Origin of the sequence: Streptomyces sp. NPDC053493 (assembly GCF_044544825.1) — a bacterium.
GTDB lineage: Bacteria > Actinomycetota > Actinomycetes > Streptomycetales > Streptomycetaceae > Streptomyces.
On the sequence record NZ_JBITXS010000001.1, the window covers coordinates 247,254 to 260,253 of the forward strand.

A 13,000-nucleotide genomic window follows, 5' to 3' on the forward strand; every position below is an offset into this window, starting at 1 on the left:
GGCCGCCGTCGTGGGTGGGTCTTTCGGGGCACGGCCCGAGGGCTCAGGAGCGGGTCCACTTCTGGTGGTTGCCGCCGTTGCAGTACCACAGGCCGACGGCGCTGCCCGGGGCCGTGGCCTCGCCCGAGACGTCCAGGCACAGGCCCGACTGCCGGGCCGTGACGGTGCCGTCCGCGTTGAGGTCCCACTTCTGGTTGGCGCCGCCGTTGCAGTACCAGGTGATCAGCGGGGTGTTGCCGGTGGTGCCGCCGCCGTACACGTCCAGGCACATGGTGCCGTAGACCCGCAGCTCCTTCTCCGGCGTGTAGGCCCACTGCTGGTTCTCCGAGCCGCTGGTGCACCACCAGACGATCAGCGAGCTGCCGCCCTCGCGCGAGGCGCCCGGCACGTCCAGGCAGTGGCCGGAGCCCACCCCGCGCAGCACGCCCTTGCGGACGGCCGGCTTGCCGGTGCCGAACCAGGCCCAGGCCAGCCGGTCGGCCGCCGAGGCGTTGGTGGTGCGCAGCGTCAGGTTCGCGCCCTCGCCCTGCCGCTCGGTCAGGGCGTACGAGTCGCCGTCCCGCAGGCCCGGCCAGTAGACCGCGCCGATGCCGAGCTCGCGGACGGTGTCGGTGTCACCCTGGAGGAAGGCGACCGAGGAGGAGCCGTTGACCGGGCCGTTGTAGTCGAGGCCGCCGGTCAGCGGCGCCCCGAACTCGGTGAGCACGGTGCGGGAGGCGCAGCCGCCCACCTTGGTGCGCAGGTCGTTCGACCACTGGGCGCGGTCGGTCCAGTCGCTGTGCCAGAAGCCGTAGTGGTGCAGGGACAGGTGCGTGCCGGCCAGGCGGGTGTCGGCGCACACCGGCCGGACGTCGTCGGCCCAGCCGGAGCCGTCGACGAAGACGCGCTCGCGCGGGATCACGGTGCCGTGGTTCTGGAGCCAGCGGGCGGCGACGTCGTTCCACTCGGCGGCGGAGTAGCCGAACGGCTCGTTCATGGGCTCGAAGTAGACCTTGGAGCTGTCGCCGTACGTCGACACGAGCTTCTGCCACATCGCGTCGTACGTCGTCTGGTCGTCGATCCGGCCGTCCTTGGCGGCGCCGGGCCCCTCCCAGTAGCCGAGGAGCACCTTGAGGCCCTTGTGCAGGGCGGCGTCGACGGCGCCCCGGTAGGACTGCCAGTACGGGCCGTTGACGGTGGCCGGGTTGACGGGCAGGCGGACGGTGTTCACCCCGAACTTCGTCTGGAACTCACCTATCACCGCGGCGGACTTGGTGTAGGTGGTCATGAAGTCGTCGGTCTTGGACAGCCCGGACAGGACGAGCTCGTCGTTCGCGTAGTTGTCCCGCGGGTCGGCCCAGTTGACGCCCTGGAAGCGGCTGCCGTCCGTGGCGGCGGCGCCGGCCGCGGCCTCGGTGGCGAGCGGACCGGCCTGCAGGCCGATCAGCGCGAGCGAGCCGGCGGCCAGCAGGGCCAGGGCTCGGCGAAAGGCGGACATGCGTATCCCCCATGTGTACGAAACGGGCGATCTCATGATCGCCCGGCGTGATCGTAACCGGGGACGGCGACGGCCCGCGCCGGAAGCCGAAGCTCCGGTGCGGGCCGCCGTGACGTGCGTACGGAAGGCGGGGATCAGCCCTCGCTGACGCCCAGCTTCTCCAGGATCAGGTCCTTGACCTTCGCCGCGTCCGCCTGGCCACGGGTGGCCTTCATGACCGCGCCGACCAGGGCGCCGACCGCCGCGACCTTGCCGCCGCGGATCTTGTCGGCGACCGCCGCGTTGCCCGCGATGGCCTCGTCGACCGCCGCGCCCAGCGCGCTGTCGTCGGAGACGACCTTCAGGCCGCGCTTCTCGACGACCTCGTCCGGGGTGCCCTCGCCCGCGAGGACGCCCTCGATGACCTGGCGGGCCAGCTTGTCGTTCAGGTCGCCGGAGGCGACCAGCGCCGACACGCGGGCGACGTCCGCCGGGCTGATCGGGAGCTCCTCCAGGGAGACGCCCTGCTCGTTGGCGTTACGGGCCAGCTCGCCCATCCACCACTTGCGGGCCGACGCCGCGTCGGCGCCCGCCTCGATCGTGGCGACGATCGGGTCGACCGCACCGGCGTTGAGGATGGCCTGCATGTCCAGCTCGGACACGCCCCACTCCTCGCGCAGCCGGTTGCGGCGCACCCGGGGCAGCTCGGGCAGACCCTTGCGCAGCTCCTCGACCCACTCGCGGGAGGGGGCCACCGGCACCAGGTCCGGCTCGGGGAAGTAGCGGTAGTCCTCGGCGTTGTCCTTGATCCGGCCGGCGGTGGTGCTGCCGTCGTCCTCGTGGAAGTGCCGGGTCTCCTGGACGACGGTGCCGCCGGAGGAGAGGACCGCCGCGTGGCGCTGGATCTCGAAGCGCGCCGCCCGCTCCACGGAGCGCAGCGAGTTGACGTTCTTCGTCTCCGAGCGCGTACCGAAGGTGTCGGAACCCTTCGGCATCAGCGACAGGTTGACGTCGCAGCGCATCTGGCCCTTGTCCATGCGCGCCTCGGAGACGCCCAGGGCGCGGATCAGCTCGCGCAGCTCGGCCACGTACGCCTTGGCGACCTCGGGCGCGCGCTCGCCCGCGCCGACGATCGGCTTGGTGACGATCTCGATCAGCGGGATGCCGGCCCGGTTGTAGTCGAGCAGCGAGTGCGAGGCGCCGTGGATGCGGCCGGTCGCGCCACCGATGTGGGTGGACTTGCCGGTGTCCTCCTCCATGTGGGCGCGCTCGATCTCCACGCGGAAGACCTCGCCGTCCTCCAGCTGGACGTCCAGGTAGCCGTTGAAGGCGATCGGCTCGTCGTACTGGGAGGTCTGGAAGTTCTTCGGCATGTCCGGATAGAAGTAGTTCTTCCGGGCGAAGCGGCACCACTCGGCGATCTCGCAGTGCAGCGCGAGGCCGATCTTGATGGCGGACTCGACGCCGACGGCGTTGACGACCGGCAGCGCGCCGGGCAGGCCGAGGCAGGTCGGGCAGGTCTGGGCGTTGGCGTCCTGGCCGAGCTCGGTGGAGCAGCCGCAGAACATCTTGGTCTTGGTGCCCAGCTCGACATGGACCTCGAGGCCCATGACGGGGTCGTACTCGGCGAGCGCCGCCTCGTACGACAGCAGTTCAGTGACAGACACGGTGGAACTTCCCTCTCAGCCCAGCAGGACGTCGTCGTCGCCGAGCCGCTTCAGCTCGCGGTACAGGATCGCGAGGCCGGTGACGATGGCGGCGGCGGACACGGCGGAGTCGATGAGCCGCAGTACGTCGTGGTCGTTGCGGGCCATCTTGGCCTGCTTCGCCACGCTGACCGCACCGAACGCGGTGGTCGCCAGCGAGACGTAGATGCCCGTCTTCGACTTCTTGAAGTTCTTGGCCTTCTTTGCCATGGCACTCACAGCGACGGAGCCTCCTCGAGCAGCGGGTGACCCCACTTTTCCACGAAGGCGGCCTCGACGGCGGCACCGACCTTGTAGAGCCGGTCGTCCTTCATGGCGGGGGCGATGATCTGCAGGCCGACCGGCAGACCGTCCTCCGGCGCCAGGCCGCAGGGCAGCGACATGGCGGAGTTGCCGGCCAGGTTGGTCGGGATGGTGCACAGGTCCGCGAGGTACATCGCCATCGGGTCGTCGGCGCGCTCGCCGATCGGGAAGGCGGTGGTCGGCGTCGTCGGCGAGACGATCACGTCGACCTGCTCGAAGGCCTGCTCGAACTCGCGGGTGATGAGGGTACGGACCTTCTGGGCCGAGCCGAACCACGCGTCGTAGTAGCCGGAGCTCAGCGCGTACGTACCGAGGATGATGCGGCGCTTGACCTCGGGGCCGAAGCCGGCCTCGCGGGTGAGCGCGGTGACGTCCTCGGCGGACCGGCTGCCGTCGTCGCCGGCGCGCAGACCGTAGCGCAGACCGTCGAAGCGGGCCAGGTTCGAGGAGCACTCGGACGGCGCGACGATGTAGTACGCGGAGAGCGCGAGGTCGAAGGACGGGCAGTCCAGCTCGACGATCTCGGCGCCCAGCGACTTCAGCAGCTCGACGGACTCGTCGAAGCGCTGCACGACACCGGCCTGGTAGCCCTCGCCGCGGAACTGCTTGACGACACCGACGCGCATGCCGGCCACCGAGCCGTTGCGGGCGGCCTCGACGACCGGCGGGACCGGGAGGTCGACGGAGGTCGAGTCGAGCGGGTCGTGCCCGGCGATCGCCTCGTGCAGCAGCGCCGCGTCCAGGACCGTGCGGGCACAGGGGCCGCCCTGGTCGAGGGAGGAGGAGAAGGCCACCATGCCGTAGCGGGAGACCGCGCCGTAGGTCGGCTTGACGCCGACGGTGCCGGTGACGGCCGCGGGCTGGCGGATCGAGCCGCCGGTGTCCGTGCCGATGGCGAGCGGGGCCTCGTACGCGGCGAGGGCGGCCGAGGAGCCGCCGCCGGAGCCGCCGGGGATGCGGGTCAGGTCCCACGGGTTGCCCGTCGGGCCGTAGGCGCTGTTCTCGGTGGAGGAGCCCATCGCGAACTCGTCCATGTTGGTCTTGCCGAGGATGACCACGTCGGCGGCCTTGAGGCGCTTGACCAGCGTGGCGTCGTACGGCGGGATCCAGCCCTCGAGCATCTTGGAGCCGACCGTCGTGGGCACGCCCATGGTCGTGAAGATGTCCTTGAGCGCCAGCGGCACACCGGCGAGCGGGCCCAGCTTCTCGCCGCGGGCACGCTTCTCGTCCACGGCGCGGGCCTGGGCGAGGGCGCCGTCGCGGTCGACGTGCAGGAAGGCGTGGACCTTCTCGTCGACGGCCTCGATGCGGGCCAGGTGGGCCTCGGTCACCTGGACGGCGGTGAGCTCGCCGGAGGCGATCTTCGCCGCGATCTCGGCGGCGGTGAGCTTGATGATGGTGCTGTTGTCCGTCATGACGTTCTTAGTCCTCCCCCAGGATCTGCGGCACCTTGAAACGCTGCTGCTCCTGGGCCGGGGCGCCGGAGAGCGCCTGCTCGGGGGTGAGCGACGGACGGACCTCGTCCGCGCGCATGACATTGGTCAGCGGCAGCGGGTGGGAGGTCGGCGGTACGTCTTGGTCGGCGACCTCGGAGACGCGGGCGACCGCGCCGATGATGTCGTCGAGCTGTCCGGCGAAGTGGTCGAGTTCTTCGGCCTTGAGCTCCAGACGCGCCAGCCGAGCGAGGTGGGCGACCTCCTCGCGCGTGATGCCAGGCATGCGGATCCTCACGGGGTGAGTTTGATGGTGTTGGCCCAATCCTATGGGTCGGGCACCACTACCCGTGAAACGGTTACCTGGCGACCTGGCCCGAGGGCTGGTCGACGTCCACGATCGCCGCGGCCGGGCGGCTCGCCGCCTCGATGTCCGCGGGCCGGCGCCAGCCGTGCTCGCCGCGGGCGAGCAGCCAGGCCGTGGTCTCGCCGGGCGGCATGGCCGCGGCCACCAGCCAGCCCTGCACGGCGTCGCAGCCCAGGTCGCGCAGCCGCTCCCAGGTCTCGTCGTCCTCGACGCCCTCGGCGACGACCAGCAGGCCGAGGGAGTGGGCGAGGTCGACGGTGCAGCGGACGATCTCGGCGTCCTCGGTGTCGACGGCGAGCCGGGCGACGAAGGAACGGTCGATCTTGAGTTCGCTGACCGGGAGGCGGCGCAGGTGCACCAGCGAGGAGTAGCCGGTGCCGAAGTCGTCGAGGGACATCTTGACGCCGTGGCCGGTCAGGCCGGCCATGGTGTCGGCGGCCCGCTGCGGGTCCTCCAGGAGCACGTGCTCCGTTATCTCCAGCTGGAGCGCGCCGGCCGGGACGCCGTGCCGGGCGAGGCGGGCGGCGACGGCGCCGGCGAAGCCGGGCGTGTGGACGTCGCGCGGCGAGACGTTGACGGCGACGGGCACGTCGAGGCCCTGGGCGCGCCAGCGGGCCACCTGGGCGAGGGCGGTCTCCAGGACGTACTCGGTGAGGTGCGGCATCAGGCCGGAGGACTCGGCGATGGCGATGAACTCGTCCGGCGGGACCTTTCCGCGCTCCGGGTGGACCCAGCGGACCAGCGCCTCCAGGCCGGCGACCTGGCCGTCGAAGCGGACCTTGGGCTGGTAGTGGAGCTCGACCTCGCCGGCGTCGAGGGCGCGGCGCAGGTCGCCGAGGAGACCGAGGCGGTCGGGCGTGTTGGAGTCGCGCTTGGACTCGTAGACCTCGACGCCGGTGCGGTCCCGCTTGGCCTGGTACATCGCCACGTCGGCGCGGCGCAGCAGGCCCTCCGCGTCGAGGGCGTGCTCGGGGAAGACGGCGACGCCGGCGCTGGCCTCCAGGACGAGCGTGAGCCCGTCCAGGTCGAGCGGGGAGGACAGCTCGGCGACGAGGTGGCGGGCGACGCGCTGGGCGCTGGTGGTGGAGTCGGCGGTGGGCAGCAGGACGGCGAACTCGTCGCCGCCGAGCCGGGCGGCCTCGGCGCCGCGGGGCAGGGCGAGCCGGAGGCGTTCGGCGATCTGCAGCAGCAGTCGGTCGCCGGCGAGGTGTCCGAGGGTGTCGTTGACCGAGCGGAAGCGGTCGAGGTCGATCAGGACGAGCGCGGAGCGGACGCCCTGGCCCTCGGCCTCCTCCAGGGCCGTCCAGGTGCGCTCCAGGAGCCACTGGCGGTTGGGCAGTCCGGTGAGCGGGTCGCGCAGCTGCTCCTCGGCGCGGGCGCGGGCGATCCACAGGGTGGAGTCGAGGGCGATGAGCGGCACGGCGAACAGCGGCAGGAGCGGCGGCCGGGAGGCGGCGACGACGCAGATGAGGGGCGCGATGCCGAGCAGGGCGACGGCGACGAGGCCCTGCCGCACGAGGGCGCTGCGGGCGGCGGTGGGCAGCCCGCCGCCCTGCGGGGCGAGGGCGTACCACAGCAGCAGCCGGGTCGCCACGAGATAGGCGACGGCGGCGAGCATCACTTCCGGTACGTCCGCGATCCCCCAGTCGAGGGGCTGCCAGGGCTCGGCGACGGTCGGGACGTCGCCGAAGGTGGCGAGGACGAGCGCGGCGGCGCCGGTGCCGATGACGTCCACGGCGCCGTGCAGCAGGCCCTGGCGCCAGCGGTGCCGTCGGGCGGCGGCGACGAGGAGGACCACGGTGAGCGAGACGAGGGAGGCGGGCACCCAGCCGTAGAGCAGCAGGACGGCGAGGGTGAGGGCGGCGCCGGAGCCGGTGCCGCCCCACCAGCGGTCGCGGCCGAGCGCGACCAGGTGGCCGACGATGAGGCCGCTGAGGACGGCGAGGGACCAGCCGGCGGCGCCGCCGGGGAAGAGGCCCTGGCCGGTGCTCAGCGTCCGGTACAGTCCGGCGGCGAGCACGACGGCGGCGATGCCCAGCACGGCTCCGGGCAGCCCGGAGGTGAAGCCCACGAACGCCGCACGGCCCTGGGGCCGTGCGACCGGGGCGGCACTCTCGGTCGGTTTCATTCCCGTCCCTCTCACAGCCGGCGGTGCCGTCGCAACGCGCGGGGCCGTCGTCATGCCACTGGGCCGTCGGTCGGTCCGCCACGTGCCGTACCGCGTCTCCTGCTGCCGCGCGGCGGCAGGGTCCACGCGCGGCCGGGTGCGACGGACGCACGGTCACCACACTAGGCCGCGGAGGGCTGCTACGGGCAGCGCTCTCCATGTCTTGCCCGAATGCGACCCGGCCACCCGTAACGATCTGGTATGCGCCGAACGGGTGAGCTTCCGCGGCCCGTCGGGCGGCTACGGCTCGGTCGGCAGCGCCGCCTCCGCGGCGGCGTCGGGCCCCTGTTCGAGCAGGATGACGAAGCCTTCCTCGTCCAGAACCGGAACCTTCAGCTGCATCGCCTTGTCGTACTTCGAGCCCGGGTTGTCACCGACGACCACGAAGGCGGTCTTCTTGGAAACGGAACCGGTCACCTTCGCTCCGAGGGATTGCAGCGACTCTTTTGCGCCATCCCTGGTGTAGTTCTGCAGGGTGCCCGTCACCACGACGGTCAGACCGTCCAGCGGGCGCGGTCCGCGCTCCTCGCCGGCACCCTCGTCCTCGAAGCGCACCCCGGCCGCCCGCCACTTGCGCACGATCTCCTGGTGCCACTCCTCGGCGAACCACTGCTTCACGGCGGCGGCGATGATCCCGCCGACGCCCTCGGTGGCCGCCAGCTCCTCCTCGGTGGCCTGCTCGATCCGCTCCAGGGAGCGGAACTCGCGGGCCAGCGCCTCGGCCGCGACCGGACCGACGTGACGGATCGACAGGCCGTTGAGGAAGCGGGCCAGCGGCCGGGTCTTCGCCGCCTCGATGTTCGCCAGCATCGCCAGCGCGTTCTTCTTCGGCTCGCCCTTCTGGTTGGCGAAGACGGAGACGACCTTCTCCTCGCCGGTCTTCGGGTCGCGCTTGGGCAGCCCGCTGTCCGGGTCGAGGACGTACGCCCTGATCGGCAGCAGCTGCTCGATCGTCAGGTCGAACAGGTCGCCCTCGTCGGCGAGCGGCGGATCGGCCGGCTCCAGCGGGCGGGTGAGCGCCGCCGCCGCGACCATGCCGAAGTTCTCGATGTCCAGGGACTGGCGGCCCGCCAGATAGAACAGCCGCTCCCGCAGCTGGGCCGGACACGTCCGCGCGTTGGGGCAGCGCAGATCGATGTCGCCCTCCTTCATCGGCTTCAGCGGCGTGCCGCACTCCGGGCACTCGGAGGGCATCACGAACTCCCGCTCGGTGCCGTCCCGCAGGTCCGCCACCGGGCCGAGGATCTCCGGGATCACGTCACCGGCCTTGCGCAGCACGACCGTGTCGCCGATCAGCACGCCCTTGGCCTTGACGACCTCCTGGTTGTGCAGCGTGGCGAACTCGACCTCGGAGCCGGCCACCGTCACCGGCTCGACCTGCGCGTACGGCGTGACGCGGCCGGTGCGGCCGACGCCGACCTTGATGTCGAGCAGCTTGGTGTTGACCTCCTCCGGCGCGTACTTCCAGGCGATCGCCCAGCGCGGGGCGCGCGCCGTGGAGCCGAGCCGGCCCTGGAGCGGGATCTCGTCGAGCTTGACGACGACGCCGTCGATCTCGTGCTCCACCGAGTGCCGGTTCTCGCCGAAGTACGCGATGAACTCCCGCACGCCGTCGAGCGAGTCGACCACCTTGTTGTGCCGGGCGGTCGGCAGGCCCCACTCGCGCAGCAGCTCGTACGCCTCCGAGAGGCGGGAGATCTCGAAGCCGTCGCGGGCGCCGATGCCGTGCACCACCATGTGCAGCGGCCGGGTCGCCGTCACCTTGGGGTCCTTCTGGCGCAGCGAACCGGCCGCCGCGTTGCGCGGGTTGGCGAAGGGCTTGTCGCCGGCCTCCACCAGGCGCGCGTTCAGCCCCTCGAAGGCCTCCATCGGGAAGTAGACCTCGCCGCGGATCTCCACCAGGTCCGGGATCCGCTCGCCACGCAGCCGCTCCGGGATGTCCTTGATCGTCCGCACGTTCGGCGTGATGTCCTCGCCGGTGCGGCCGTCGCCGCGGGTCGCGGCGCGGGTCAGCCGGCCGTGCTCGTAGGTGAGGTTGACCGCGAGGCCGTCGACCTTCAGCTCGCACAGGAAGTGGTGGTCGCTCGTGCCGACGTCGCGCGCGACCCGCTCGGCCCAGGCGGCCAGCTCCGCGTCGTCGAACGCGTTGTCCAGCGAGAGCATCCGCTCCCGGTGCTCCACGGACGTGAAGTCCGTCTCGTACGTCCCCGCGACCTTCTGGGTCGGCGAGTCCGGCGTCCGCAGGTCCGGATACCGCTCCTCCAGGGCCTCCAGCTCCCGCAGGAGCCTGTCGAACTCCGCGTCGCTGACGACCGGCTGGTCCTTCACGTAATACCGGAAGCGGTGCTCCTCGACCTGCTCCGCCAGCTCGGCGTGCTGCTCCCGCGCCTCGGCGGGGGCCCCCTGTTCGACTGCCACCGTTCCTCGTCCTCCCGTAGCCTGAAACCCGGTCACCCGGCGGTCACTCAGGGTTGTCCGCCAGCGATCTCGCCGCCCGGGCGCAGTGGGCGAGCGCCTGGCGGGCGTACGCCGGCGAGGCACCCGCGAGACCACAGGCCGGAGTGACCACCACGGACTCGGCGAGAGTCCCCGGATTCAGCCCCAGCCTGCGCCACAGCGTCCTGACACCCATGACGCTACCGCCCGGGTCCGACAATGCCCCCGAGGCCGGGTCCGTGGACGGCACCACACCGGCGAAGAGCTTGGTCCCGGCCTCCACGGCCTCACCGACCGGCTCCTCGTCACGCTCGGTGAGCAGCGAGAAGTCGAACGAGACACCCGCCGCGCCGGCCCGCCGCAGCAGCCCGAACGGCACGCCGGGCGCGCAGGAGTGCACGACGACGGGCCCGTCGTGCACCTCGATCACGTCCCGCAGCGCGCCCTCCACGACCTGCCGGTCGACGGCCCGGTGGGTGCGGTAGCCGCTGGCGGTACGGACCTGCCCGAGCAGGACGGCGGTCAGCGAGGGCTCGTCCAGCTGGAGCACCAGCCGGGCGCCGGGCACCCGCCTGCCCACCTCCGCGAGATGGGCCCGCAGGCCCTCGGCCAGCGAACCGGCCAGGTCACGGCAGGCGCCCGGGTCCGAGAGCGCCGCCTCGCCGCCGCGCAGCTCCAGCGCGGCGGCGAGCGTCCACGGCCCCACCGCCTGCACCTTGAGCGGCCCCTCGTAGCCCTGCGTGAACTCCTCGAGCGCGTCCAGGTCCTCGCCCAGCCACGACCGCGCCCGCCGCGTGTCCCGCCCCGGCCGGTCGCTGATCCGCCAGCCGCTCGGCTCCACGTGCGCGTACAGCTCGACGAGCATCCCGGCCGTCCGGCCGATCATGTCCGCGCCGGGTCCGCGGGCGGGCAGCTCCGCCAGGAACGGGAAGTCCTCGAAGGACCCGGTGACGGTCTTGGCGGCCTCCCGGGCGTCACCGCCGGGCATGGACCCGACGCCGGTGGCGGGGCCCCACAGGTTCTTGTCACTCACTCCGGCAGGGTACGTGCCGTACGCTCCGGCGCCGCGCGGGGACGCCGGCGGCCTCCAGGGCGAGGCCGGCCTCGCCGACGCCCCTCCCCCGCCGTCGCCCTCAGCGTCCCGGCCGCACCGTCAGGTCGTTGACCTCGGCGTCGCGGGGCAGATCGATCGCCATGACGATCGTCGTGGCCACCGACTCCGGGTCGATCCAGCGCTCCGGGTCGTACTCCTTGCCCTCCTGCTGGTGCACCTTGGCCTGCATGGGGCTCGCGGTCCGGCCCGGATACACGGACGTCACCCGCACCCCGTTGCCGTGCTCCTCCTGCCGCAGCGAGTCGGCGAGCGCCTTCAGACCGTGCTTGGAGGCGGCGTACGCGCTCCACTCGGCGTGCGCGGTGAGCCCGGCGCCCGAGTTCACGAAGACCACATGGCCCTTGGCCACCCGCAGTTGGGGCAGGAAGTGCCGGGTCAGCTCGGCGGGCGCGACCAGATTGACGTTCAGCTGGTGGTGCCAGGTCTTCGGGGTGAGCTCGCCGACCGGCCCGAGGTCGACCACGCCCGCGACGTGCAGCAGCGTGTCGACCCGCTCGGGCAGCGTCTGGTGCGAGAACGCCCACGACAGCCGGTCCGGGTCCGCCAGATCCCCCACCAGCGTCCGCGCCCCGGGAAACGCCGCCGCCAGCTCCTTCGCCCGCCCCGCGTCCCGCGCATGCAGCACGAGCTCGTCCCCGCGCGCGTGCAGCCGCCGCGCGACGGCGGCGCCGATGCCGGACCCCGCTCCGGTGATCACATGAGTAGCCATGGGGCCCATGCTCGCATCATCCGCGGGACGCGACGGCACGCTCCAGGTAGGCCAGGGCCTCCGCGCCGTCGTCGGCGAAGAAGACGAGGTCGGCGAGCGGGAGCGGGAGGAAGCCCTCGTCCTCCATGCGGCGGAACTGGAGCTTGAGGCCGTCGTAGAAGCCGGCGGTGTTGAGGAGGACCACGGGCTTGGTGTGCTTGGCGTGCTTCTTGAGTTCGAGGATCTCGGTGGCCTCGTCGAGGGTGCCGGTGCCGCCGACCATGACGACGATCGCGTCGGACTTGGCGAGGAGCAGGGCCTTGCGCGCGGCGAGGTCCTTGGTGAAGACCATCTCGTCGGCGACCGGGCGGGCCTTGGCGGCGAGGAAGTCCACCGAGACGCCGACGAGCCGGCCGCCCGCCTGCTCGACACCGCCCGCGACGACCTTCATCAGACCCGTGTCGGAGCCGCCCCAGACCAGGGTGTGGCCCGCCTTGCCGAGGCGGGTGGCGAAGTCGCGGGCCGGGGCGGTGTAGCGCTCGTCGAGGTCGGCGGCGGACAGGAAGACGCAGATGTTCATGAGCTCCACGGTAGGCCCCGGCACCGACGGCCGGGCGGGCCGGTGGCTAGGTCGTGTCCGGACACGGCCTAAGGTCCGGACGGGAGTTTTCACGAAGTTCCGCGCGGGAGCGATGAGTTCCGGCGGCCGGGCCGGTCTGCCCTTCCATGGACGAGGTGAACACCACGCCGCGCCGGGCCCGGGGCCTGGTCACGGCGCAGGACGGGACGCGGATCGAGTACGAGCGGTACGGGGACGGGCCGCCGGTGATCCTGGTGGGCGGGGCTCCGGGCGCGGCCGGGAGCGAGCGGCCGCTGGCCGGGCTGCTCGCCCGGCGCTTCTCGGTGGTGGCGTACGGCCGGCGGGCGGCGGCCGACTGCGTGCGGCGGGAGATCGACGACCTGGCCGCGCTCGTCGACGCGGTGGGCGGCGCGGACGGTACGGCGGTGGTGCACGGGACCGCGTCCGGCGGGGCCCTCGTGCTGGCCGCGGCGGCGGCCGGGCTGCCGGTCGGTCCGGTGTCGGTGTACGAGCCGCCGTACGGCGGCTCCCTGGAGGCCGGCCGGCTGGACCGGGTCCACGCGCGCGTGCTGGTGGTCGACGGCGGCGCGAGCCCCGCCGGGACGCGGCGGGCGGCCCGTACGATCGCGGCGGCCGTGCCGCGGGGCCGCCACCGCACCCTGACCGGCCAGACCCATGAGGTGGCCCCGCACGTCCTCGCGCCGGTGCTGGAGGACTTCTACGCCGAGGATCCCGCCGTCGAGGCGTGAG

Annotated in this window: 11 protein-coding genes; 1 reads left to right on the forward strand and 10 read right to left on the reverse strand. The window is 72.6% G+C overall.

Going from position 1 to position 13,000, the window contains the following annotated elements; genetic code table 11:
• Nucleotides 1-43 precede the first annotated feature (43 nt).
• From ACIGO8_RS01090 to ACIGO8_RS01135, 10 genes are all read right to left on the reverse strand, one after another.
• Nucleotides 44-1,477 carry a ricin-type beta-trefoil lectin domain protein gene (locus tag ACIGO8_RS01090; RefSeq protein ID WP_399722484.1) on the reverse strand — a complete coding sequence of 478 codons (1,434 nt, stop codon included), beginning with the start codon at nt 1,475-1,477 and terminating at the stop codon, nt 44-46.
• 134 nt (nt 1,478-1,611) lie between these two features.
• Entirely contained in the window at nt 1,612-3,123 is a 1,512-nt protein-coding gene (gene gatB, locus ACIGO8_RS01095) for an Asp-tRNA(Asn)/Glu-tRNA(Gln) amidotransferase subunit GatB (RefSeq protein ID WP_399722487.1), read from the reverse strand.
• A gap of 15 nt (nt 3,124-3,138) precedes the next feature.
• Nucleotides 3,139-3,372 carry a hypothetical protein gene (locus ACIGO8_RS01100; protein ID WP_399724227.1) on the reverse strand — a complete coding sequence of 78 codons (234 nt, stop codon included), beginning with the start codon at nt 3,370-3,372 and terminating at the stop codon, nt 3,139-3,141.
• A gap of 5 nt (nt 3,373-3,377) precedes the next feature.
• Nucleotides 3,378-4,880, reverse strand: coding sequence for an Asp-tRNA(Asn)/Glu-tRNA(Gln) amidotransferase subunit GatA (gene gatA / locus ACIGO8_RS01105; RefSeq protein WP_399722489.1), 1,503 nt, complete (start codon nt 4,878-4,880; stop codon nt 3,378-3,380).
• A gap of 7 nt (nt 4,881-4,887) precedes the next feature.
• Complete coding sequence (gene gatC, locus ACIGO8_RS01110; RefSeq protein WP_010984178.1) at nt 4,888-5,184, reverse strand: Asp-tRNA(Asn)/Glu-tRNA(Gln) amidotransferase subunit GatC; 297 nt, start codon at nt 5,182-5,184, stop codon at nt 4,888-4,890.
• Nucleotides 5,185-5,257: 73 nt separating this feature from the next.
• Nucleotides 5,258-7,519: a putative bifunctional diguanylate cyclase/phosphodiesterase gene (locus ACIGO8_RS01115; protein ID WP_399722492.1), complete on the reverse strand. Its 2,262-nt coding sequence runs from the start codon at nt 7,517-7,519 to the stop codon at nt 5,258-5,260.
• A 153-nt stretch (nt 7,520-7,672) separates the two neighbouring features.
• A complete protein-coding gene (ligA, locus tag ACIGO8_RS01120; protein WP_399722495.1) occupies nt 7,673-9,850 on the reverse strand; it encodes an NAD-dependent DNA ligase LigA in 2,178 nt (725 codons plus the stop codon).
• A gap of 43 nt (nt 9,851-9,893) precedes the next feature.
• Nucleotides 9,894-10,856, reverse strand: coding sequence for a methionine synthase (locus ACIGO8_RS01125; protein ID WP_399724230.1), 963 nt, complete (start codon nt 10,854-10,856; stop codon nt 9,894-9,896).
• Nucleotides 10,857-11,001: 145 nt separating this feature from the next.
• Nucleotides 11,002-11,700, reverse strand: a complete 699-nt coding sequence (locus tag ACIGO8_RS01130) for an SDR family oxidoreductase (protein WP_399722498.1) — start codon at nt 11,698-11,700, stop codon at nt 11,002-11,004.
• 7 nt (nt 11,701-11,707) lie between these two features.
• On the reverse strand, nt 11,708-12,250 hold the full coding sequence (locus ACIGO8_RS01135; RefSeq protein WP_399722500.1) for a TIGR00730 family Rossman fold protein: 543 nt from the start codon (nt 12,248-12,250) through the stop codon (nt 11,708-11,710).
• Between the two features lie 146 nt (nt 12,251-12,396).
• Between ACIGO8_RS01135 and ACIGO8_RS01140 the strand changes: the two genes are divergently transcribed.
• Nucleotides 12,397-12,999, forward strand: a complete 603-nt coding sequence (locus ACIGO8_RS01140) for an alpha/beta fold hydrolase (protein WP_399722503.1) — start codon at nt 12,397-12,399, stop codon at nt 12,997-12,999.
• Nucleotide 13,000 lies beyond the last annotated feature (1 nt).